Source organism: Paenibacillus paludis (assembly GCF_042610515.1).
Classification (GTDB): domain Bacteria; phylum Bacillota; class Bacilli; order Paenibacillales; family Paenibacillaceae; genus Paenibacillus_AQ.
In genome coordinates this window covers 570763-594405 of record NZ_JBGJZP010000002.1, presented here as the reverse complement: position 1 = coordinate 594405, position 23643 = coordinate 570763, and the positions used below count along the sequence as shown (strand labels likewise).

At 50.5% G+C, this 23643-nt stretch carries 15 protein-coding genes and 1 pseudogene; 9 read left to right on the top strand and 7 right to left on the bottom strand.

Going from position 1 to position 23643, the window contains the following annotated elements; translation table 11 throughout:
• Window positions 1-46: 46 nt before the first annotated feature.
• Window positions 47-1027, top strand: a pseudogene (locus tag ACAN56_RS05965) (glycoside hydrolase family 5 protein); the annotation flags it as partial.
• Between the two features lie 127 nt (window positions 1028-1154).
• Complete coding sequence (locus ACAN56_RS05960; protein ID WP_379141158.1) at window positions 1155-2666, top strand: glycoside hydrolase family 43 protein; 1512 nt, start codon at window positions 1155-1157, stop codon at window positions 2664-2666.
• A gap of 331 nt (window positions 2667-2997) precedes the next feature.
• Here ACAN56_RS05960 and ACAN56_RS05955 read toward each other — a convergent pair whose 3' ends face one another.
• Window positions 2998-3810, bottom strand: a complete 813-nt coding sequence (locus ACAN56_RS05955; protein WP_379141155.1) for a CPBP family intramembrane glutamic endopeptidase — start codon at window positions 3808-3810, stop codon at window positions 2998-3000.
• Between the two features lie 7 nt (window positions 3811-3817).
• Window positions 3818-4681 (bottom strand): helix-turn-helix domain-containing protein, encoded by an 864-nt coding sequence (locus ACAN56_RS05950; protein WP_379141153.1) that lies wholly within the window; start codon window positions 4679-4681, stop codon window positions 3818-3820.
• A gap of 158 nt (window positions 4682-4839) precedes the next feature.
• Between ACAN56_RS05950 and ACAN56_RS05945 the strand changes: the two genes are divergently transcribed.
• The gene (locus ACAN56_RS05945; protein ID WP_379141150.1) at window positions 4840-6543 is read left to right on the top strand and encodes an ABC transporter substrate-binding protein; all 1704 of its coding nucleotides are present in this window, start codon (window positions 4840-4842) and stop codon (window positions 6541-6543) included.
• Between the two features lie 126 nt (window positions 6544-6669).
• Here the strand turns inward: ACAN56_RS05945 and ACAN56_RS05940 are convergent, their stop codons facing one another.
• The 4 genes from ACAN56_RS05940 to ACAN56_RS05925 all read right to left on the bottom strand — a co-directional run bounded on the left by ACAN56_RS05940 (window position 6670) and on the right by ACAN56_RS05925 (window position 12752).
• Window positions 6670-8202, bottom strand: coding sequence for a DUF3502 domain-containing protein (locus tag ACAN56_RS05940; protein WP_379141147.1), 1533 nt, complete (start codon window positions 8200-8202; stop codon window positions 6670-6672).
• Window positions 8203-8344: 142 nt separating this feature from the next.
• Window positions 8345-9229: a carbohydrate ABC transporter permease gene (locus ACAN56_RS05935; protein ID WP_076114482.1), complete on the bottom strand. Its 885-nt coding sequence runs from the start codon at window positions 9227-9229 to the stop codon at window positions 8345-8347.
• 11 nt (window positions 9230-9240) lie between these two features.
• Window positions 9241-10221, bottom strand: a complete 981-nt coding sequence (locus tag ACAN56_RS05930) for an ABC transporter permease (protein ID WP_076114481.1) — start codon at window positions 10219-10221, stop codon at window positions 9241-9243.
• A 305-nt stretch (window positions 10222-10526) separates the two neighbouring features.
• The gene (locus ACAN56_RS05925; protein WP_379141144.1) at window positions 10527-12752 is read right to left on the bottom strand and encodes a helix-turn-helix domain-containing protein; all 2226 of its coding nucleotides are present in this window, start codon (window positions 12750-12752) and stop codon (window positions 10527-10529) included.
• Window positions 12753-12953: 201 nt separating this feature from the next.
• On the opposite strand from ACAN56_RS05925, the gene ACAN56_RS05920 reads away from it, so the two are divergent.
• Window positions 12954-14519 (top strand): glycoside hydrolase family 43 protein, encoded by a 1566-nt coding sequence (locus ACAN56_RS05920; protein WP_379141142.1) that lies wholly within the window; start codon window positions 12954-12956, stop codon window positions 14517-14519.
• A gap of 18 nt (window positions 14520-14537) precedes the next feature.
• Window positions 14538-15989, top strand: coding sequence for a glycoside hydrolase family 28 protein (locus ACAN56_RS05915; protein WP_379141141.1), 1452 nt, complete (start codon window positions 14538-14540; stop codon window positions 15987-15989).
• A 3-nt stretch (window positions 15990-15992) separates the two neighbouring features.
• Here ACAN56_RS05915 and ACAN56_RS05910 read toward each other — a convergent pair whose 3' ends face one another.
• Window positions 15993-16862 carry a helix-turn-helix transcriptional regulator gene (locus ACAN56_RS05910; protein ID WP_340897064.1) on the bottom strand — a complete coding sequence of 290 codons (870 nt, stop codon included), beginning with the start codon at window positions 16860-16862 and terminating at the stop codon, window positions 15993-15995.
• A gap of 73 nt (window positions 16863-16935) precedes the next feature.
• On the opposite strand from ACAN56_RS05910, the gene ACAN56_RS05905 reads away from it, so the two are divergent.
• From ACAN56_RS05905 to ACAN56_RS05890, 4 genes are all read left to right on the top strand, one after another.
• Window positions 16936-17826 (top strand): pectinesterase family protein, encoded by an 891-nt coding sequence (locus tag ACAN56_RS05905; RefSeq protein ID WP_379141139.1) that lies wholly within the window; start codon window positions 16936-16938, stop codon window positions 17824-17826.
• A 42-nt stretch (window positions 17827-17868) separates the two neighbouring features.
• Window positions 17869-18909 carry an alpha/beta hydrolase family protein gene (locus ACAN56_RS05900; protein WP_379141137.1) on the top strand — a complete coding sequence of 347 codons (1041 nt, stop codon included), beginning with the start codon at window positions 17869-17871 and terminating at the stop codon, window positions 18907-18909.
• Window positions 18910-19155: 246 nt separating this feature from the next.
• Window positions 19156-20283, top strand: a complete 1128-nt coding sequence (locus ACAN56_RS05895) for a glycoside hydrolase family 88/105 protein (RefSeq protein WP_379141135.1) — start codon at window positions 19156-19158, stop codon at window positions 20281-20283.
• Between the two features lie 404 nt (window positions 20284-20687).
• Window positions 20688-23480 carry an endo-beta-N-acetylglucosaminidase gene (locus ACAN56_RS05890; protein WP_379141132.1) on the top strand — a complete coding sequence of 931 codons (2793 nt, stop codon included), beginning with the start codon at window positions 20688-20690 and terminating at the stop codon, window positions 23478-23480.
• The last annotated feature ends 163 nt before the right edge of the window (window positions 23481-23643 follow it).

Here is a 23643-nt window from a genome sequence, read left to right as displayed (position 1 = left end):
ACGAGGAAGGAGGAGAGTGTTTTTTGTATTTTAATGCCAATTTAAAACAACTTTATATGATGCAAACGGAAAGCCATTTGTTATGAGAGGGATTAACCATGCTTACACTTGGTACAAAGGTCAGGAGTCCGTTGCCATTCCTGCAATTGCCCAGACAGGTGCAAATACTGTTAGAATTGTCCTTTCAGACGGGCAGCAATGGTCGAAAGACAGTCTGGCAGCCCTACAAAATCTCATCACCCTGTGCGAACAGAATAAATTGGTGGTAGTCGTCGAAGTCCATGATGGAACTGGCTCGGATAGTGAAGCAATACTTGATAATATAGCGAATTACTGGATTGAAATGAAAAGTGCACTCATCGGAAAAGAAAAAACCGTCATCCTCAACATAGCGAATGAGTGGTACGGCACATGGGATGGCGCAAACTGGGCCAAAGGGTATATTTCTGTAATACCAAAGCTTAGAAATGCCGGAATCAAAAATACCATCATGGTTGACGGAGCGGGATGGGGGCAATATCCGCAATCCATAGTAGATTATGGAACACAGGTGTTTAATGCGGATCCGTTGAAAAATACGATGTTCTCGATCCATATGTATGAATACGCCGGAGGAAATGCTGCGACGGTTAAGAGCAATATAGACAATGTATTGAATAAAAACTTGGCTCTTGTTATCGGTGAATTCGGAATAAAACATACTAACGGAGATGTTGATGAAGCGACGATTATGAGTTATTCCCAGCAAAAGGGTGTCGGCTATATCGGATGGTCGTGGAAAGGAAATGGTACCGGGCTGGAGTATCTGGATATGTCACATGATTGGGCAGGAACCAGTTATACTGAGCAAGGGAACGCCATCGTTAACGGTCCAAACGGAATTAAAGCAACTTCGAAGCTAAGCACAGTATTGGCGCTGACCGCACCTGCGAATTTGTCCGGTACATCACCAACATATGTTCAATTTAAGGTGCAGCAAAAAAACAAAGCCTCCAAGCTCAAATTGGAGGCTTTGTTTCTTAAATAGCGGATGTTATGTCTAGATCATGCTAAAGCTGTGACTTTAAAATTAAGGTTTGGTACGGTTGTTAGCAAATATAATATGGATATGCGGAAATTGCAGCAAACGATAAAATGGATAGGAGTGCGGCTTGATGGAATATACCAATCCCGTTATACCCGGCTTTCATCCCGATCCCAGTATATGCCGGGCGGGTGACGATTATTATTTAGTAACAAGTTCGTTTGAATATTTTCCGGGAGTGCCTATTTTTCACAGCAAAGATCTTGTTCATTGGCGTCAGATCGGGCATTGCCTTACAACGGCTGAACAGCTGCCTCTGGCGAATGCCTGGAGCTCGGGAGGAATCTTTGCGCCGACGATCCGTTACCATAATGGCTGGTTTTATATGGTGACCACTAATGTAAGCGGGATTGGCAATTTCTTCGTCAAAACGAAGAATCCGGAAGGGGCATGGTCAGAACCGATACCTGTTGCCCAAAACGGCATAGATCCATCCCTTTTGTTCGATGATGACAACCGCGTATACTTTCAGTCTTCCCGGACCGGCGACCAAGGGGACGGGATATACCAGTGCGAAATCGATATTGAAACCGGGAAGATGCTGACGGAGAGCCGATTGATCTGGAAGGGGACAGGCGGCGCTTATCCCGAAGCTCCTCATCTATACAATATTAAAGGTATATATTTTTTGATGATTGCTGAAGGCGGTACTGAGTATGGTCATATGGAAACGATCGCCAGAAGCAATCTGCCGTATGGACCTTATGAGCCTTGTCCGAATAATCCTATTCTCTCCAACAGAAGCATGAACAGCAAGATACATGCAACGGGGCATGCGGATCTGATCGAAGCGCAAGACGGCAGCTGGTGGGCTGTTTGCCTGGGAATTAGACCGGCCTCTTATCCTATGGGCCATCACTTGGGCAGAGAGGTGTTTCTGGCCCCGGTGACCTGGACGGCAGAAGGTTGGCCGGTTATCGGAAAGGATACGCATATTGAGCCGATCATGGAGGCACCGGAACTGCCGGAAGTCCTGTGGCCGGAGAAGCCCGTCAGAGATCATTTCAATGATTCGCTTCTCAGCTTAGAGTGGTCTTTTTTGCGCAACCCGGTAGAGGGGAGCTGGTCGTTACAGGAACGACCGGGGTATCTGGTTCTGCACGGACGTCAAGCTCTGCTGGATGAAGCAGCCTCTCCCGCATTTGTAGGCCGCCGACTATGTCATTTCTCTGCCAACATAGAAACTGAACTGGAATATGAGCCGCAGGATGACGGAGAAGAAGCAGGGTTAACCATTTATATGGATGAAAAACATCATTACGATCTTGCCGTAAGATCCATACAGGGACGCAAAACAGTCGTTTTCCGCCGGACCGTCGGTTCATTGAAGGTGGAGGAAACTAAAGAGTGTCCTGAAGGGCCTGTTGTACTGCGAATTCAAGCGCTGCCTGAGAAGTTTACAGTGTCGTTTCAATCAGCGCAATCCGGGAGAATTGAAATGGGGTGGGGGGAAACCCATCTGCTCAGCACAGAAGTTGCAGGAGGGTTTACCGGTGTATTTATTGCAATGTATGCAACCTCCACAACGGGACAATCAACCCCGGCGTCGTTCGATTGGTTCGATTATGAACCCATTGGTTAAATTGAAAATCAAAGAAATGATTGGAGCAGCGGCTAATTCAGGCCGGCTGCTTTTTTTGTATGGCTATGTTAATGTACAACATCCTAAAAAAACAGAACTCGTATATCTATCAAAAGAACAACATCTTAAATTGCTCAAAGAACTTAAAGAATTATTAGGAATAACGTATTAAAGAGCATCAATTGTGATGCTCTCAGACTGTAGACAAACTACATTTCTATAGTTGTTTTATTCAGTTATTGTATAAAAATACAAGACACCAGATAATTTATGATATCTGGTGTCCTATTGACCTGTTCTTAAATTGGAATTTAATTGCTTAAGATTATGCTTATACTATTCGCCTGTTCTTCTTGTCGTATATCATAACGGTTACAATTGAAACAAGAACAATCACAGCATTTGCGGCAATGGTTCCCGCCCAAGTCATAGGCAGGATGCTAAAGACGTTGGATGCTGCATTGAACATGGTGTGGAATATTACGCACATAAACACACGGCCTTTTCCTGATATTTTGTAGATTGCCCCGTAGAAAAACCGAAACGCAATGATTTGAACTGCAAACATCCAAAAGTCAATAAGTCCCTCGTAGTGACTCGTCCCCGGAATGAAGAAGAGAGGGAGATGCCATAAAACCCAAATGATTCCAACAGAAACAGAAGATAAAACAAAGCCATATTTTTTGTCAATCTCAGGCTGCAATATGTACATCCAGCCAGCTTCCTCCAAGCCACCGATAAAAAGATTACCAGGCAGGTTAAGGAAGAACATGTAAAATGGAAGCGCCATTTCCGTGCGGCCTGAAACTGCAAGATGTATCAAAAAATACAGTGCAAGCCCTGCAACAACAAACAAATAGAGAGATATGTTATTTTTGGCGTAAAAAACAGTTTTCAACCATTCCTTAAAATCTGCTATTTTGTTATTTTTCTTCAGAACGATATATGAAGCAATAGCGGGCGACAAAATATAGATTGCAAAAAGAATATTCGTCAAAAAGTACTGTAACGATTGAACCGAAGATTGAATCGAAGATTGAACCGAAAATCCGAATTGCCCAAGAGCAATCAAAGCACCTGACATAAGATAGGCTATGCAAAATGTCACCATCATAAACTGTACTATGATTTTTTTGTATGTCACGATTTCTTCACCTCACGTTCTGTTTTCGAAAAGCTTTGGGGGACATGCCGTACATTTTTTTGAATTGACGCGTCAGGTAATTACTGTCATTAAATCCGCATTCGTAGGAAATTTCTGTAATGGAACGATTTGTTTGTTTTAACAGCGTGCAGGCCTGTTCCAAACGAAGGCGCTGAATATAAGCGATTGGCGTTGTCAGATAGTAGGCCCGGAAAATCCGGTTTAAATGCCTGACGGAAATATCCGATCTAGCCGCAATTTCTTCCAGCGTAACCTGTTCACGATAGTGGTCTTCAATGTAAGAGATGGCATTTGCCAGGTGCATCAGGCTGTCCACGCCTTTCTCCTGGTTGTCATAATGTCTGGACAGATATACGACCAGCTCCATGAACTTGGAGGCAAGCATGGTTTGATATCCATGAAGTTTCTCATCATATTCCTTGATCATGGCCGTGATAAGCGATGAGACATACTCCAGGCTAACAATGGACATGTTCAGTTTGCTTTTATAAGAGTTAATACTGCGGTAGAACGGTTCCAGAACAAAAAGTGCCTGGTACCCATTCAAGGTTCTTAGATCCGGACCGGCTAACTTAAGCATTTCGGCCTTATACATGATGTTGCAGATTTTGAAATCGTACGGGTCTTTATAGGCATGGGGGGTACCACCGTTAATGACGAACACATTTCCTTTTTTAATAAAGGATTCTTCATGGTTGACAACATGCGTAGCATGTCCATTCAGCACGATTACGAGCTCGGAAAAATCCACATGTTTGTGGAAGGATGTGTCTTCTTCATGCCCGCCATATTGAATATAAAAGGGAAAATACTTATCCGTTGTAAACCAGCTTAAATATACATTACTCAAACCATTCCCACCTAAGAATATGTAATTAATGTCTAAATAATGCTATTGCATGACCTGAATGTCAAGGTTTTCAGCCATAATGGACGATAAAATGTAATCGAAGCTCAGGAAAATCAACAGGTGATGTAAATATCATGTATAAGGGGGACACAAGAAAGATGAACGGAAACTATCCGAAAAAATTAGGAACGGTGCTTCTGGCAAGCACGCTGCTCCTTTCGGCAGGCTGCAGCAGTTCTGGAAGCAACTCTGAGAATACTGAGAAGGTGAACAGCAGTGATGATACGAGCCCGGTAACTCTGACGTTCTTTGGCGCTGATGCCAGCCCGAACTGGAACAAAATGCAGGATGATGTCGGGAAAGAAATTACCGCTAATACGGGTGTTACTCTGAATGCGGAGTTTGATGTGGGCAGCGGTGGGGGACAAGACAAAATCTCTTTGATGGCGGCCAGTGGTGAATATCCGGATCTGATTTACGCCAAAGGTGAACTCGGTAAACTGGTGGATGCCGAAGCGATCATTGATCTAACCGATCTGATTGATAAATACGCTCCAAATATTAAAAAGGTTATGAGCGAAAATACGAACCGGATGAGATACAGTAATGATGATCAGGCCATTTATGCCATTCCAACCAATGTCGGTGTGGACCAGCAGTATTTCGATGCAGACAGCGGTTTTCAGGTTCAACATCGGGTATTGAAGGAGCTGGGCTATCCGCAGATCAAAACGGTCCAGGATTTTGAAAACGTACTCAAAGAATATACGGTCAAGCATCCGACAACGGACGGACAGCCGACCCTTCCGCTAACGCTGAATGCAGACGACTGGAAGATTATGATTACTGTAACTAATCAGGCTGCCGCCACAACAGGAGGAGCAAATGACGGTGAATATTATGTGGACCCGGACACCTATGAAGCGATTCTTCACTATAAACGTCCGGAAGAAAAAGAGTACTTCCGCTGGTTGAATCATATGTATAATGAAGGACTGCTCGACAAAGATTCCTTTGTTCAACAAGACGACCAGTATAAAGCCAAAATCTCCAGCGGCCGGGTACTGGGCCTCACCTCTGTCGAATGGGAATATCAGGACGCGGAGAATGCGTTGAAAGCCGCAGGCAAAGATGATTATACCTACGCGCATTTCCCGGTTACGATGGGTGAGCAGTATAAGGATCACGCCATGCAGTCCATCGGGGTTGACGGATATGGAATCAGTATCACAACCGCCTGTAAAGATCCGGTCCGCGCTATCAAGTTCATTGACTGGCTGTCCTCTGAAGAAGGTCAAGTGCTGAGAAACTGGGGGGTAGAAGGTAAACAATATCAAGTTGAGAATGGGAAACGTGTCATACCTGACGCTATTCTCAAACAAAAGGTCAATGACGCGGCGAATTTCACCATGCAATCAGGTATCGGATTGTATTCCATCTTTGGAGTCCGTTACGGAGATGGCGTTAAGGATTCTACAGGCAACTACTATACTACAAACTTCCCGGAACAAATTGTTGCCAGTTACTCGGATGCGGAGAAGGAGACTTTGGCCGCTTACAATGCGAAAACCTGGAAAGACCTCTTTCCCGGGGAAGATGAATTCCCGGTCAAAGAATGGGGAGCACTATACAACATGCAGGTCCCAACGGATGGAGACTATCAAGTCATCTATCAAAAAACGCAGGATATTGTTCGCAAGCGGATTCCGGAAGCGGTTCTTGCCAAAACAGCCGAATTTGATACAATCTACGATGTATTTATCGAAGAGCTGAACAAAGCCGGTGCAGAGAAGATGGAGAAACAATATACCGACCTGGTAAAAGCGAGAACATCGCTGTTCACTGGTAAGAGCATTAAATAGCAAAAATGCGAACGTGACTTTAACTAACTAGCGGAATACAGAAAACCAGCGTGCCTCCCGTATGATAGGGGGCACGCTGGTTTTGCTTTGCAAGCCATCACTATTTTCCGGTGTTAGCTAGGCTATTTACTGCTGCTTGGCGTACCATTCCGAGAACTGTTTTTGATATTCGGCAATATATTTGTCAATTCCCGCTGCCTTCAGTCTTTCCAGCGCTTTAGGGTAGGCGGACTCATAGTCGCTGAAGCCGCTGCCGATTGGCGCGAGGTATTCGGTAAATACTCCGTTCAGCTTCGTTTCTTCATTCTTGACCGGCGTATTGTCGAAGTTGAAGCCTGCACCTTTGGAGATGATTGCCCCGTCATCCCAGGCTTTATATCCGGCGATAAAATCATCCGGCACCGTGTTGTCGAAGCGGATGAAATTTTTGTTCATCAGCAGCCAGTCGGGAATCAGCGGATCGGTGGTTATTTTCGTGAGCCGCCCTTTGTCATCCAGAGAGAAGTCGGTTCCCTCAATGCCGTAGGCGAACAGGTCATACAGCTCCTGATTTTTTTGCAGCAGGTTGAAGAACATCACGTAGCGTTCCGGGTCCTTCGCTGCGGCGGAGACGAAAAAGGCGCTGCTGTAGGTGCCACGGCTGATCTTCGGACGGCCGCTGCCAAGGAAATAGTTAACCAGCTTGGCTTCAGGCACCGCTTGCGAGATCGTAGCCGCACCCTCGAAAGGACGCGCTGCCGTACCGGCCCAGAACATTGCTTTGCCGGAGTTCCAGTCGGATTGCAGCTGCGGGACATTGGTGGCGGCATATTTCGGGATGATCCCTTTCTCATACCAGCCGTGCATCAGCTTGGCATAGCTCTTGAATTCTTTGCTTTCAAACCAGCTGATGATTTGATCGTCCTTAGCAGACTCATCAAGCGCAATGAAATCATTTTGCCAGTACAGATTCTTGTCCGTGTAATCATATTGCAGCATTCTGCGGGCATCTGTGGAGGCATAACCGATCAGCTCCGGATGAATGGCATGGACCTTGTCATAGAACTGCTCCAGCTCTGCCAGCGAGGTGACCTTGGTCATGTTGGCCTCCTCCAGCAGATCCTGTCTGACCAGCACGCTGTAGAATTCTGCGGAATTCGGCTTGTTGCCGACAGGGATTGCATATTGCTTGCCGTCCAGCTGGAAGGCGCTAAAGGAAGCCTCGTCAACATTTTTACTTAGGTCAGGTGCGGCATCCACATAAGGGGTAAGATCGGTATACAGCCCTTTGGCGACTGATTTGACCATATAATTGCTATCGGTATAAGTGGCGAAATCCTCTCCCGTGGACAACATCAGGTCAGTTTTGCCTCCGCCGTATTCGGTCCAGGGCAGAAACTGGAATTCCACCTCGGCATTGATTTCTTTCTTGATCACATCATGGAATTCCGACTTGCCCAATGCTTTCATCCGGTTCGACTCATCCCCGTACAGCACAATTTTCAGCTTGGCGGGAGCCAGGTCGTTGCCTGCTTTGTTATCGCTGCCCGCAGAGGGGCTTGTACCTTCACTTCCGGTTCCTGCAGTGGAGTTAGCGCTTTCATTGTTGCCCTGGGAGCAGGCGCTTAACAAGAATACAACGGACAGGAGCAAACTTAACCAACCTTTTTTCTTTTTCATGATGAACCCTCCTGAAATAGAATCAATATGCTTGAAGCTATATTGCAATGGCAGTGCTCCCTTACGTCCCATTGTACAACAAGTTGAAGCAGGGGAGCATTAGCCTGGTGCAATCCAATTTAGGGCAAAGTCTGGCGGGGAATCAGCCTTTGACCGAACCCACGACAATACCTTTGACGAAAAAGCGCTGGAGAAAAGGATACAATATGGCGATCGGCAGGACGGTCAGGCAGGTCATCGCCATTTTGGCCGTCTCCAGCGGCGGAGCAATAATTGCGCCCCCGACCTGTGCGGCGTTGCCGGAAGCCAGGAACTGGATGTTCGCCATCATGTTGTACATCAAATATTGGATCGTATAGAGATCCTGATTAGACACCAGCATCAGCGGCAGATAGAAATCGTTCCAGAACTGCAGCGCGTAGAACAGGGAGATGGTGACCAGTCCGACCCGGCCTAGAGGAACCATAATACTAAAGAAGATCCGCAGGTGACCGGCACCGTCAATTTCCGCCGATTCAACAATTTCATGCGGAATGCTGCGGAAATAGTTGGCCATCAGGAACATCAGGAACACGCTCAGCAGATAAGGCACGAACAAGCCGAGCAGGGTGTCGCCGAGATGATAATATTTGGTGCTCAGTAAATACCACGGCAGGGTGCCTCCGCTGAAGAGCATGGTGAAGTAAGCGAAGAAGGCGAAGACATTTTTGAGCCGGAAGCTTTTGACAGAAATAACGTAGGCATAGGCAGTGGTAACCAGCACTGCGGAAAGAGTACCCAGCACTGTAACGATCACCGACATGGAATACGCCTTCAGAATCTGCTGCGCCTTGGAGCCGAACAGAAATTCATAGGTTTCAAAAGTGAAGCCCCGGGGCCAGAAGGAGTAGCCTTCCGCAGCGATTCGCGCTTCGGTGGATAATGAGCCGGATACAGCCAGAACAAACGGCACGAGACAAATGACCGAGAATATGGCAATACAGAAATAAAAGAAAATGAGCAGCCCTTTGCTGTCGGTAGTTGGCATCTTGCGGCCTCCTAAAATAGTTTGCTGTCTTTGTCATACCAGCCGGCCAGCTTGTTGGCCACAAGCACCAGAAGGAAACCAAAGACGGATTGATAGAGGGTAATGGCTGAAGCGAAGCCGAATTCGCCGGAACGAATGGCTGTACGGTATACATACACATCAATAATATCGGTGGTGGGCAGTAACAGCGGATTCAGGAAGGTTACCCCCATAATCATGCTAAGATCGCCTTTCAGCATGCCGCCAATCCCGAGCAGTGTCATCAAAATGATGGACGGAATCAGCATCGGCAGCGTGATTTTGGTAATGATCTGCCATCTTGAGGCGCCATCGATCCGCGCTGCTTCATAATAGGAGGGATCTATTCCCTGCAGCACCGCATAATAGATAATCGCTCCGTAGCCTGCGCTTTTCCAGATATTCGCCAGCACCAGGATGATAACGAACAGCCAGGGGCTGGAATACCAGTCGACTTGGGCAAGTCCAAGCGAATGGAAGAGCTGGTTGAGAATACCCTTGTCATAATCCAGCAGGGAGAAGAGAATCGCTCCGATAATAATCCACGAAATAAAATAGGGGAAAAACATCACGCTCTGCGTTACCTTGATAAACCATTTGCTGCGCAGCTCGTTCAAGATGATAGCGATCGCCACCGAAAAAAACGTGCCCGTCAGCATATAAAGCGCATTCAACATTACCGTGTTGCGTGTCGCCCTGAGGGCATCCTCCATACTGGAGAAGAAAAACTCAAAGTTGGAGAATCCTGCCCAGGGGCTGCCGAAGATCCCGTCGTTAAAGTTGTAGTTTTTGAAGACGAGAATCAGTCCGCTCATCGGCAGGTACGCAAAAAGTATCAACACGACGATGCCCGGCAGTGCGAGCAGATACAGCGAGCTGTCCTTCCTTAGAGATTTGCGGAAACTTCGGCTTCTGGCCGTCCGGGTCTTCAGACTGTGCCGCCCCGTGGTCTCCGGTATAGCCTCTTGGCTCATTAATCGTCCACTCCTTTAAAGTAGCATTATCATTTCTGTCCCGTGTTCCAGGAGCATGTTCTACAAGGCAAAGCATAAAGCCGAAATCAATGTAAACGCTATCATAATAAACGAAAAAAAATTAAAAAAACGGAATGTGTAGGCTTAAAAAAAGCAAAAAAGCAGCACTTTTTTGCTTTTTAGGCTAGGAATAGCCCCATTTGAGGGTGAAATCCGTACTGTGGAGGCCCGAGTGATGCAGGCGGTCTACACCAAAAGGGGATGCCCCCGGCTGCTCTATGGCAGCCGGAGACATCCCCTTCGGATTACTTGGATTGCAGAATATGATTCATTCTCCATTTGGAGGGTGTAACTCCATAACGTTTTTTGAATTGGGTTGTAAAATAGGTGCTGCTGTTATACCCTACCTTCTCCGCAATTTGCCGGATATCCATCTCCAGGTCCGTAACCAGCAGTGATTGCGCCCGCTCAAGACGCAGCTGGTTGATGAAATCGGGGAAGCTGCTGTCTACCTCTTCGGCAATCAGCCTGCTGAGATAAGCGGGACTGAGCGACAGCTTCTCGGCAAGGGCATTCAGGGACAGCCCGGGATCCGTATAATGCTCCCTGATATAGCTAATAGCTTCAGTGGCAATATTCCGGGTCTGTACAGCACTCATGCTGGCAATCCGCTCAAGGGCGGTGTAACAGCACTCCTCAATCCAGCTTCGCAGCTTGTCATAGCTCTGGATGTGCCGGATCCGCTGGTAATCGTCCAGAAAGCCGGAGTGCCGGGTGTTAGCACTCAGTTCGGCTGTGCGGCTCAGCTCAAAGGCAAGCCTCGATAAAGCGATATTGGCAGATTCCGCACGGTAGCTGCAGGCCACGGCCAGCAGCCGTTCCACTGCCTGCGGGATGTGGGCCGCCTGATCACTCTGCCTGACGGCCAGCAGCACCGGTTCAAGGGCACTGTCAGGCAGCGGACTGCTGTTCAGATGGATGGTATCATCGGCAAATATAATGTTCTGCCGCTCATGAAATTTAATATATTGCAGACCCTCTGTTGCTTCATTATATTTGCTTCTCAACAGGCCCATATCATTCGAGAACCCGCTGATCCCGATCGCGCAGCGGACACCGATTTCAGGAAGAGAGGCCGCAATCTCTTCCCATTTGCCGCGGTACAAGGCATAATCTCCGAAGCTGCCGCTGTGAAGTTCACTGAGAACGAGTACGGCGGTTCCCTCATGCGGCCGGAAGGCTTGCACCGCCGCCAGCCCGCTGAATGCGGTGCGAATCACCTCAATGCCCTCTCCGCCGGACTCTAAGGTGTCTGCTGCCGGTCCAGGTTCCACTATGGCCAGCACGCATACACAGTAGGCCCCTCCGGGATCACCGATGCTCATCACTGGCGTATCGCCATTGTCAGAGGCTTCACGGGGAGAGAGCAGCCAGCGCATCAAGGCACTGTCGTCGCTTTCTTTTTTTAGCTGCACCAGTTTGACACCGATCTGCTCCAGTTCGAGGCTTGCGGCGTCGAAATCACCGCCTGTCTTCAGCGCTTCTTCATTGCCGGAGAGGTGAACAATATTGCCGAACAGCCGCCCGATGGGTTTGTAGATCTGCCGGGAGATCAGGTTGGCGCTTACCGCCGCAGCCAGCATGAGAGCCAGGCACAGGCTGATCATCAGATTGCGGGCATTTGAAATGTCGCGGATGCTGTCCTTATAGGATGTCTCCGAAATAAACCATAGCTTGTCCTTAGCGGAATAAATATAGGTAATCAGCTGCGCTTCTCCGGTACCCCTGTAGACAAAGGAGCCTCTCTCAGAGGTGGAGGCAACGACCTGCTTCAGCATGTCCGCCTTTAAGGGGCTGCCGGAGAGTGCGCTGTGCATCAGCACATCGGCATTTCCGTCAAGCACAGCGTAACGCGTGACTTCGCCTTCTTTTTGCGTGAAGAGATTGTTCTGCAGCTTGCCCAGATTAACGGTCAGTGCTACTGCGCCGTAATACTCACTGCTGGCAAAAGCACGGTCATTATAGAAGACGGTCAGCAGGGTTACGGGGGTTCCATTGTTCAAAGTGGCCTTCCACAGAAACGGAGATTCGACGATCCGGCTGGTCTGTATCCGCTGAAACAGCTCCAGCTTGGATTCGGGGCTAAGCGGCAAGTTCTCGAACATCGCGACAGGTTCATTCATGCCGAAGATGTAAGCATTCTCCAAATACTGGTTGACCACCAGTGCGCCACGGATCTGGCTAAGGGCACTGTAGAGCTGGTCGCTCCAGCTCGTATCCCCGTTCATCATCAGCGCGTTGATGTTGGGATTCGCATAGAAGTCCATGGTGTAGTTCTGGACAATCTCTTTATAGTTCATATAAACGGTTTCAGTATTCAGCAGCACATTTTGGTTCGCCTTGTTGACATTATCTATGGATATATTCCGGTACAGGTAGAAGATCACGACGGCCAGAACAAGAATGCAGCCTACCGAAATCAGGGTCAGGCTCATAAAAAAGCGGGTATACAGCTTCTTTTTCTTTCCCAAGATGATCGCCCCTTTAAGTAAATCCTAGTATCCCCATTCTAGAGGGACAACCGTTTCATTGACAAGCGGTAAAAGATTGAGAATTGAGCATGAAAGTATAAAAATGAAGAAATAGAACATAGAAAATGCAAGAAAGTTGAACTTGTACGAACTATAATTGGTGGTGCTTACAATTCGTTCGTTTGAAGGAGGACTTCTGTGTTGAGAACATTCCGTAATCCGGTGCTGCCGGGATTTTACCCTGACCCCTCGGCCATCCGTGTGGGAGAAGATTATTACCTTGTGACGTCCAGCTTTGAGTTTTTCCCTGGTGTTCCGATCTTCCACAGCAAGGATATGGTCAACTGGCGCCAGCTGGGTCATGTGCTGGACCGCCCGTCCCAGCTTAATCTGGATCAAACCCTTCCGTCCATGGGAATCTGGGCACCGACAATCCGTTTTCATGAGGGTATCTTCTATATGATCACGACGTATGTCGACAATGATAAGAATCAGCATAATTTCTATGTGACAGCAACGGATCCGGCCGGAGACTGGTCAGACCCCGTCTGGCTGGAGGATGCTCCCGGCATCGACTCGTCCCTGTTCTTCGATGAAGACGGCAAAGTGTACTACACCGGCAACCGTGTTCCGCCCGAAGGGCAGGATTATCCGAAGCATATGGATATTTGGCTGCAGGAGATTGACCTGGGCCAAGGCAGGCTGGTCGGACCGAAGCATAGCATTTGGCAAGGCGCACTCAAGGTGGCCCACGCGCAGGAGGGACCCCATATCTACAAAATCGGCGGCTGGTATTATGTCCTGATTGCCGAAGGCGGGACCGGACATACCCATGCGATTACGATTGCCAGAAGCCGGAGCGTGAACGGCCCCTATGAAGGCCACAAAGCCAACCCGATTCTGACGCACCGCCATCTCGGCAGAGCCTATCCGATCGTCAATGTCGGCCATGGGGAGCTGATCGAGACGCAGCATGGAGACTGGTGGATGTTCTGCCTAGCTTCACGGACCAGCGGCGGCTATTACCGCAATCTCGGACGTGAAACGTTCCTGACACCGGTGGCCTGGGAGAATGAATGGCCTGTGGTGAACCCCGGCAAAGGGGTGCTGGAGTTTGAATCGCCAGCTCCGGACCTGCCGGAAACGACATGGCCGCAGCTGCCTGCGTGCGATGATTTTGAAGGAGCAGAGCTGGCACCGGTCTGGAACTTCCTGCGCACGCCGCGCGGTGAATTCTGGAGCCTGAGTGATCATCCGGGCTTCCTGCGGCTGCGCCTGAAGCCGGAGCGTCTCTCGGAAATCGGCAATCCCTCTTATGTCGGAAGACGCCAGCAGCATCTCAGCTTCAGGGCGGCGGTGGATATGACGTTCCAACCCGCCGCCGAAAGTGAAGTTGCCGGACTTGTGCTGCTCCAGAATGCGGACTACCACTTCCGGTGTGAATTGGGGCTGGAGGCCGGGGAGCCGGCATTGCAATTGATCGAACGCCGCGGCGGCAGTGAACAGCTGCTTGCTTCGGTGCCTTATCCGGGAGACAAGGTGCAGTTGAAGGTGGAAGCCAAGGGGCAGGACTACAGCTTCTATTATAGAAGCTCCGAAAGCGACAAGTGGACAGGACTATGCGGGAAAGCGGACGGAACAGTGCTCAGCACAGATCTGGCGGGCGGTTTTACAGGGGCCTATCTCGGCATGTATGCCAGTTCCCAAGGCGCGGAAAGCGCCAATTACGCCGATTTTGGCTGGTTCAGCTATGAAGGACTCGAATAGATTGGGAGGTACAGTTCAATGAGTGGCAATCGCAACAATGTCGATTATGCCCTGCCCGAGCTTCCGCAGATTCCGGCACGGACCTTCACGATTACAGATTATGGGGCGGAAGACGGCGGACTTTCGCTGTGCACCTCCGCCATTCAGGCTGCACTGGATGCCTGCGCAGCTGCCGGAGGCGGCAAGGTGGTGATTCCTCCCGGCCTTTGGCGTACAGGGCCGCTTACTCTGCGCAGCCGGATTAATCTCTGTGCCGAGCGGGGCGCGCTAGTGCTGTTTGACCCCGATCCCGCTCTATATCCGTTGCTCTCTTCCCATTTCGAGGGAAAGTCCGGCTGGCGCTGCCAGGCTCCGCTGGACGGAGAGGGCCTGAGTGATGTGGCCGTTACAGGGGAAGGAATCTTCGACGGCAGCGGTGAGGGCTGGCGTCCGGTGAAGCGGTTCAAGATGACGGAACTGCAGTGGAACAGTCTGACCGCTTCCGGGGGAGCGCTTGATTACAAGAGTGAAATCTGGTGGCCTTCCCGTGAAGCCATGCAGGGAGAGGCGCTCTGCCAAATGCTGCGGAAGAGCGGGGAGACGGGTATGGAGGCTTATCTGCCTGCCCGCGCGTATCTCCGTCCGGCGCTGCTCAGCCTGCGGAATTCCCGGCGGGTGCTGTTGGAAGGGCCGACCTTCCAGAATTCTCCGGCATGGTGTCTTCATCCCTTGGGCTGCGAGCACATTACCGTGAGGAATATCCGGGTGCGCAATCCGTGGTATTCGCAGAACGGGGACGGCCTCGATCTGGAATCATGCACGCACGCTCTTGTCGAGCACTGCAGTTTCGATGTGGGCGATGACGCGATTTGCCTGAAGTCGGGAAAAGACGAAGAAGGCCGCAGGTTGGGGATGCCCTGCCGGTATATTACGATCCGTCACTGTACGGTCTATCACGGGCATGGCGGAGTGGTAATTGGCAGCGAGATGTCCGGCGGTGTGCATGCAGTCAGAGTCAGCGACTGTGTGTTCATCGGCACGGACATCGGCCTGCGGTTCAAAAGTACCCGGGGAAGAGGCGGCGTAGTGGAGGATATTGTCATGGAGAACATCCGCATGAGCGGCATTCTCCATGAAGCCGTGTCTTTCCACATGTTCTATGAGGGTGTTGAAGGGTCGGAAGGATACAATGAGCAGCATTTCCCGGTTACCGAGGCGACCCCGCAGTTCCGGAATATTGCCTTGAAGAACATCGTCTGCCATGGAGCGGCAACCGCACTGCTCGTGAATGGCCTGCCGGAGATGCCGCTCGCCGGACTGAGCGTCGAGAATTTCCATGCGGTGAGTGAGCGGGGAATTGTTCTTAGGCATGCCGACAGTCTCTCGCTGGACCGTATCCAGCTACAGACGGCTAAGCTGCCTAAGCTGCAAATGCATCAATGCAGCAATGTATCGCTTCTCCGATCAGAAGATCTGGAAATGGTGGAATGATGGTTATCCCTTGAATGGGGACGAAGGCTGCGATTTAACTTCTTTCCGATACTGCAGCGGGGTCAGCCCGGTCGATTTTTTGAATGTCTTATTGAAGTGGGAGAGATGCTCGAATCCGACGGCAGAGGCGATTTCCTGAATTTTACCTGCAGATCCCGCAAGCAGGCGTTCAGCTTCCCGGATGCGTATATGGACGATGTATTCACGAAAGTGAAACCCCGTCAGCCGATGGAACACCCGGCTCAAGTAAGAAGGGCTAATGAAAAAATGCCCCGCCGTCTCTTCCAGAGTCAGCGCCTCACGGTAGTGCTCGCGGATGTAAGTGGCGACATCCGTCACCAGATGATGAAGCGGATGTTTCGTCCCGCCGGTCTGCGATGTACTCTCTGAACGCTGCAGCAGAATCATCAGCTCGGCGAACAGTGTGACTACCGAGATTTCGTAATACGCCCTCTGGAGCCGGCATTCATCCAGCATCCGGTTCAGCAGGCTCTGCACCTCATCCTGCTCGCGCAGGGTCAGCCGGAACAGGCGGTATCTGCGGTTATGGAACCATTTGGATTCCTTCCGCAGCAGCTCCGGCAGCAGCTCCGGGTCGTAATTAATCAGTACCCGCTCAAACTCGGCAATTTCGGAGCTTGCGGTGGCATGGAGCTCCCGGCCTTGAATGAGAATAAGCTCACCCTTGTGCACCGTAACTACCCGTTCGTCCACAAAGTACACCCGTTCCCCCTCCGTCAGGTAGTACAGCTCGGTCAGCTCATGGCTGTGGGGGCGCGGCATGGCAGTGATGCCCTTGCGTTTCATGTGCTGAATACTGAACCGGCCTTCTTCAATATGATATTTGGGATTGGGGCTGCTCACGCTGTTCATGAATTTCCTCATCTCTCTCGAACCGTTACGGTTATTATAGAATAAACACAGGCTGATAGGAAAGGAGCCGCAAATGTTAATTACAGTATCGAAGAATGGCAATGAAGGGTACACCAGTCTGCAGGAAGCGCTGGATTCCATTCCACAGGGACATCCTTCGGAGGTAACGATCCGGATCAAACCGGGCATTTACGAGGAGAAAATAACAGTGGATAAGGCTGCGCCGCCGATTCTGCTGCTGGGGGAAGATCCCCATTCCACCGTCATCACCTGGTCTGACAATGCCCATACGCTGGGCCCGGACGGAGAGCCGCTGGGCACCTTCCGGACCGGCACCCTGAATGTGTTCGCCGAAGGCTTCACCGCCGAGAATCTGACCATCCGCAATGCTTCTGGCCCGGGTACCGGGCAAGCGGTGGCGGCTTTCGTCGATGCCGGGCAGGCGGTGTTCCGGCGGGTGCGTCTGCTGGGCGATCAGGATACGCTCTATACCGGACAGGGCAGACAATATTATAACGAATGTTATATCGAAGGCGATGTGGATTATATTTTTGGTGCCGCCACGGCTTTATTTGATCACTGCCATCTGCACAATAAGCGCTCCAGAGGTTATATTACTGCTGCTTCCACACCGGAGGAGGCCCCGTTCGGTTATGTGTTCCTGGACTGTCAAATTACCGGCGGCGAAGGGGTAAGCGAAGTGTATCTTGGACGCCCTTGGCGGCCTTTTGCGCATGTTGCCTTCATCCGCACGGTCATGGATGGTTCGGTCATCGGGGAAGGCTGGCATAATTGGGGGCAGCCGGACCGGGAGAAGAGCAGCCGGTATGAAGAATTCAGCAGCAGCGGAACAGGGGCGAATGCGGCAGCGAGAGCGCCGTGGTCCCGGCAACTGACTGCAGAGGAAGCTGCGGAGTATAGGGTGCTGTCCGTGCTGGACGGCTGGCATCCCGAAGGTTATTAAGCTATCCGCGCACTGCGGATTGGATGAGGAGGATAACTTCGGATGGAACAACTGGAACAATACATGAAACAGCTGACCGGTTCCGCACCGCGCAGCTCCGCTTTCCGTACGGACATTCCCTACGGGCAATGGCGGGCCGGGCTGGCGGCAGGCCTCACCAGACAGCTGGGCGGGTTCCCGGAGAGGCCCGCCCAGCTTCAGCCCATTCTTATGGAACGGACGATCTGTAACCGGTATACAAGGGAACGGATCGAGATCACTACCTATGAAGGGCTGCGTATGCCGCTCTATCTTCTGATCCCGGAGCAGCCGCTGTCTTCACCCGCGCCCGCAGTTCTTGCCATTCATGGTCATGGCTACGGCAGCCGGGAGATCACCGGCCTGCAGCCGGATGGCTCGGATCGCGAAGGGGATCCGGGGCTGCATAAAGATTTTGCCGTTTCACTGGTGAAACGGGGGTTCGTAGTCGCCGCACCCGAGCTGCTGGGATTTGGCGACAGGCGTCTTGTGGAGGACCTCACCAGCGGTGAGCCCGGGCGCAATTCCTGCTTCCGCCTGTCCTCGGCACTGCTGATGGCGGGTCAGACAATGGCTGGCTACCGTATCTACGAAACCATGAGGGCACTGGATTATTTACAGACAAGGGAAGAGGTTAGGAGCGAACGAATCGGAATTATGGGCATTTCCGGCGGCGGATTGGTAGCAGGTTTCACCGCTGCGCTTGACGAACGGATTGCCTGTGCAGTTGTAAGCGGGTATGCCAATACGTTCGCGGACAGCATTCTGACGCGGAATCACTGCCTGGACAATTATATTCCCGGTATTCTGCTGGAGGCAGAAATGCCGGATCTGCTGGGCCTGATTGCACCGCGCGGCTTATTCCTGGAATCGGGAGACGCTGATCATCTGTTTGGCCCGGACGGAGCAAAGCGGGCTTTGGCCAGACTGCAGCAGATTTACACTGCCTCGGGCAGGGGCGGTCAGGTCGAGGCGGACTTTTTTGCAGGAGGGCATGAGATTCACGGTGAACCGGCATTTGCCTGGCTGCTGAAGCAGCTTGCCGGTACTGAAAGTCAAACTTAGCTAGATAGATTGAACTTAAAAACTTGAGATAAAGGAAAGGAGCAACGGAGGGGGATTTTGGAACTGGAGGAACGGTAGTGACCGCCTTTGTCTTCAGATTTCTACCGCTAATTAGCGGTTATAATCAAGAAATCTGAGGACAACAGCGGCCGGAAGTCCAAATATTCACCGTAGTTGCGACTGCTCCTGTGCTCTAAAACCACAAGTTCAATCTATATAGATACACAAGCGACAGGAGGAATAGCGATGAGTATAACTGAAGCAACAACCGGACGTTGGTCCCGTAAAATCGCGGATACAATTCTCGGAGCCTGCAACGGGCAAGGGGAGAACGAATACGTGCTGGAACGCTGGGCCTATGTCCCAGGCATGCTGCTGATGGCTATGGCACGTGCCGGAGTCCAGCTCGCAGAGCCTGAATATCTCTCGTTTATGACGCGCCATATGGATAGCTTCATCGGGGAGGACGGCTCGATCCGTTCCTATACGCTGGAGGAATACAACCTGGACCAGATCAACCAGGGCAAAAATCTGTTCCGGCTGTATCAGCAAACCGGAGAGACGCGTTACGCCGAAGCAGCGCACCTGCTGGCTGCGCAGCTTATCGGGCATCCGCGCACCTCCGAAGGCGGATTCTGGCATAAGAAGGTGTATCCTTTCCAGATGTGGCTGGACGGGCTTTATATGGCATCCCCCTTCCTTGCGGAATACGGCAAAGTTTTTCAGCGCCCTGAATTGATTGATGAGGCGGCCCATCAGCTGCTGCTGGTGGAGCGCAGAACCCGCGATCCCCGTACCGGTCTGCTCTATCATGGCTGGGATGAATCCCGGGAGCAGGAATGGGCCGACTCGTCCACCGGCTTGTCCTCCCATTTCTGGAGCCGGGCGATGGGCTGGTATGCGATGGCTGTGGTGGACTGCCTGGAGCATTTCCCGGTTACCCATCCGCAGCGGGGAACGATCATCGGGATCTTCCAGCGGATGTGCGGCGCACTAGCAGAGGTTCAAGACTCAAAGACCGGCCTCTGGTACCAGGTGCTGGATCAGGCGGGACGAAAGGGCAATTATCTCGAAGCCTCCGGCTCCTGCATGTTTGTGTATGCGATGGCCAAGGGGCTGAGGCTGCGCTATCTGGAGCCCTCTTTTAAAGACGTCATGCTCCAAGGTTATGAAGGCATCCTGGCCCATCTGACCTCAGAGGATGAACAGGGTGTTCATTTGCACAAGATCTGCCATGGAGCGGGTTTGAGCAAGGACCGCAACGGCTCCTACGATTACTATGTTTCCGAGGCTATGGTGTCTGATGCAGCTATGGGAGTGGCGCCGTTTTTACTGGCTTCCCTGGAAGTAGAGGGGTATCGCGATAGCCATTAAAGTCTACCTGGAGTAAGATTCCGCTTACGCGCGGGAAAGCCGCCAAGTCCCTGTATTATATGTGGGTATTGGTGCGTGAGGCGGAAACTGAAAATCATGTTTTAAATTTACCGGGTTAATAATTATAGCTGCAGTCCAATCATTCGTGATGAAAGTGAATGGTTGGGCTGTTTTTTTTATGATTTGGATATTACAAGGTGTCCCCAAGAGATTATTTTCCTTTAATTTGTCTAGTACATCTTTAATTTATCTCCTATGGGGTTCAACATTATATTCGTTATATTAGATGTGCATCAAATCTAAAAAAGAGGTGATAAGGTTCAGGCTATTGTGAATGCGCTTGCAATTCCACCATTGCTGAATTAGGTGATCCAAGGATTAAACCAAAATGAGGAGAGTGGACAATGGTATCTTATGCCCGAACAAAAAAGCTTAAAAAACTGACTTCGGCGGTTGTAGGCACAGCGCTTCTGGTTACTTTGCTGCCGCAAACTGCCTTGGCGGGAGATACATGGCCGTTCAAGAATGAAAGCGCTCATGGCAAGAATCAACCGAGTGTTCACGGCTATACCAGCAATCAAATCGCGGACTGGAGTCCTGAAACAGATCCTTATGCAGCGCTTCTCAGATCCCGGGTGCCCCTGCAGCAGCGTATTGCTCCATTTGCCGCTACACAGGCTAATCCCAGACTTGATCCTAAGGTGCAAATGATTACAGTCGCCGGGGACTATGGCAATGCCTTTATCGAGAATGCCCCTTATACCAACAAGTTTGCCCAGTATCACTTCAACTACTGGCAATATATTGATTATTATTCCTACTGGCATGGCACGGCGACTGCCTATACACCGCCAGAATATTACGACGAGCTGGCGCAGAAAGACTGGCAGCAGAAATGGTTTGAGTTCGGAATATTGAATATTCCCAACCCGGCCTATACCGATGCGGCGCACAAAAACGGGGTGATGTCCCTGGCCGGGATATTTTTCTCTGACAATGACCGGGGACAGCAGACTTACAAGCAAATGCTTGTAAAGGATCAAACCGGGAAATTTCCGGTGGCTGAGAAATTAATCGAAATGGCGCATTACTTCGGCTATGACGGTTATTTCATCAATCAGGAGGAAATCAGCCCTAACAATGTAGCGCCAGCAGACATTTCGGATTACATCGCTTTTGTGAAGACGTTACAAAAAAACGGACTGTATATTCAATGGTACGATTCCCTCAATTCATCCACAGGCAGAAATGAATTTGCCCGAACGATCAATGACAACAACATCTCCTTTCTGTACGACAAAGCAGCCGGTGAGAACGTTGCAGATTCCTATTTCTTTGATTATGGCGTCGGAAATACACAGATTAACAGTGCGGCTGCGTACTTAAATAAACTGAATAGTTCGGCCGGAACTAACTTCAACTTGTCCGATGTCGGTTTTGCCGGTCTGGAAGCAGGCAGAGACCGGTTTAAAAGTGTTCAAGGGACGGCGCTCAATAATAAGCTGAACAACGGCCTTCCCCGCCTAAGTCTTGCCACACTGGGGGCGGATTTCGTCCATGCCGGTCTGGATGAGGATATGGGACTATCCTGGCCGGTTTCGCACCGGTCGGAGAACAATTATCAATGGATGACCAACCTTCGGGAGCAGCTCTGGTGGTCCGGTCCGAATGTGGACCCGAAAAACACGGCGAAATCGGCAACAAACACCGTTGCGGATGTTTACGCGGATAACAGATACTGGCCGGGGATTGCTTCAGTGATCTCGGAACGTTCTGTGCTTAAGAATTCCAATTTCTACACCAATTTCAACACCGGGCACGGGCTGTCCTATTATGTGGACGGAAAGATCTCGAATCCTGATGAATGGTCCAACATGAGTCTGCAGGATGTGCCGGTAACCTGGCAGTGGTGGCAGGACACCAAAGGCAACCGGTTAACGGTTGATTACGACTACGGTACCGAATATGATATTTCGGGAACAAACCGCCTGAACTATCAACAGCTGGGAGGCTATAACGGGGGGAGCTCCTTGGCTGTGAACGGTAATCTTTCCAAGGAAAACTTCTTGCGTTTATACAAAAGCGACCTGAGCGTGAACTCCGGCTCCAAAATGTCGGTCACGTACAATAAACCTTCTGCCGATGATCAGTCTGTTATGCAAGCAGGCATCATCTTCGAGGATCAGCCGGCGGTTGTGGTAAAAGCTCCCCTTCCGGACAGCGGGAAGAAAACTGCGGGCTGGGTGACCAAGGAGCTGGATTTAAGCGCATATGCCGGCAAAAAAATCGCCGCTTTCGGACTGGTCTTCACACCGGGTCAGAAAACTATATCCAACTATCAGGTGAACCTTGGCCAGATCCGGATTTATGACGGTTCGGCAGTCAAGCCTGCCCCTCCGGCCGGTCTGGAGATTACCCGACTGCTTCCTAACACGAATGAGATGTACGTGAACTGGAGCCTCATTTCCGATTATTCGAAGGTTAAGCAATACAATGTATATGTGAATGATGTCTATGTGGGCGGAAAGTACGACGAGACCTTTTATATTAAAAAGCTGCCTGCCAAATCCGGAGTGGTTAAGGTGGCCGCGGTTGGAGCGGACGGACTGGAAGGTGAAGCCGCAACGGTATCCTTTGACCTGAATTCAGCAGTCTCGGGCATCGGAACAGAGGTCGGTGCTGACGGTAAATTCGTTGTCAAATGGACGAACCCGCAGCCGTCTTCCGGCAGTATTACAGTGACTGTGAATTCCATTAACCAGATTACGACTCCGCAGCCTGTAACCGCGCAAAAGGTATTGCCGGAGGGCAGCACGTCCGCATCTTTCGGGCAAATGCCGGTTAACGGTGATGAGTTTACGGTTACTCTGAAGGCGGGTCAAACGAATACAGTTACTTATAACGGCAGGTTTACCGATACAATTTCCGAACCCTATGCCGGGAGCTGGTCATGGACAGGAAATACACTGAACCTGCCGATGCCAAACAGCAGGGATTGGCGCTACCTTTACATTTATGAGGACGGTGTAGCCAAATCCTTCCCCACCACCTACAGTTCAGGTGATAAGCCGATGATTATCCGGGGAAGAACGACCAAAGCAAGTCTTTCCTTTACCTCGACCGCGCGTGTGGTAACGGCGGTTATGGAAGATTACAGCGGCAACCGTTCAGAGCCGCTATATCTCCGAGGCAAATAGAACCTTGCCGTTGACGGGAATGGATTTTCTGAAATGAAGCAATCATCAAGGCGCTTGCCCCCCTGGCTTCAATAAGGGGAGGCGGGCGCCTATTCAGTATCAAAGAAAGGTATATTTCTCCTGTGTTCCAGAAAAAACGACATGATATACTTGATTTCGACAA

What these genes read in the sequence shown, in the direction of transcription:
- ACAN56_RS05940 (WP_379141147.1), bottom strand. Translation starts at nt 8,202, where the DNA reads ATGAAAAAGAAAAAAGGTTGGTTAAGTTTGCTCCTGTCCGTTGTATTC.
- ACAN56_RS05905 (WP_379141139.1), top strand. Translation starts at nt 16,936, where the DNA reads ATGTTAATTACAGTATCGAAGAATGGCAATGAAGGGTACACCAGTCTG.
- ACAN56_RS05910 (WP_340897064.1), bottom strand. Translation starts at nt 16,862, where the DNA reads ATGAACAGCGTGAGCAGCCCCAATCCCAAATATCATATTGAAGAAGGC.
- ACAN56_RS05960 (WP_379141158.1), top strand. Translation starts at nt 1,155, where the DNA reads ATGGAATATACCAATCCCGTTATACCCGGCTTTCATCCCGATCCCAGT.
- ACAN56_RS05890 (WP_379141132.1), top strand. Translation starts at nt 20,688, where the DNA reads ATGGTATCTTATGCCCGAACAAAAAAGCTTAAAAAACTGACTTCGGCG.
- ACAN56_RS05900 (WP_379141137.1), top strand. Translation starts at nt 17,869, where the DNA reads ATGGAACAACTGGAACAATACATGAAACAGCTGACCGGTTCCGCACCG.
- ACAN56_RS05895 (WP_379141135.1), top strand. Translation starts at nt 19,156, where the DNA reads ATGAGTATAACTGAAGCAACAACCGGACGTTGGTCCCGTAAAATCGCG.
- ACAN56_RS05945 (WP_379141150.1), top strand. Translation starts at nt 4,840, where the DNA reads ATGAACGGAAACTATCCGAAAAAATTAGGAACGGTGCTTCTGGCAAGC.
- ACAN56_RS05935 (WP_076114482.1), bottom strand. Translation starts at nt 9,229, where the DNA reads ATGCCAACTACCGACAGCAAAGGGCTGCTCATTTTCTTTTATTTCTGT.
- ACAN56_RS05930 (WP_076114481.1), bottom strand. Translation starts at nt 10,221, where the DNA reads ATGAGCCAAGAGGCTATACCGGAGACCACGGGGCGGCACAGTCTGAAG.
- ACAN56_RS05915 (WP_379141141.1), top strand. Translation starts at nt 14,538, where the DNA reads ATGAGTGGCAATCGCAACAATGTCGATTATGCCCTGCCCGAGCTTCCG.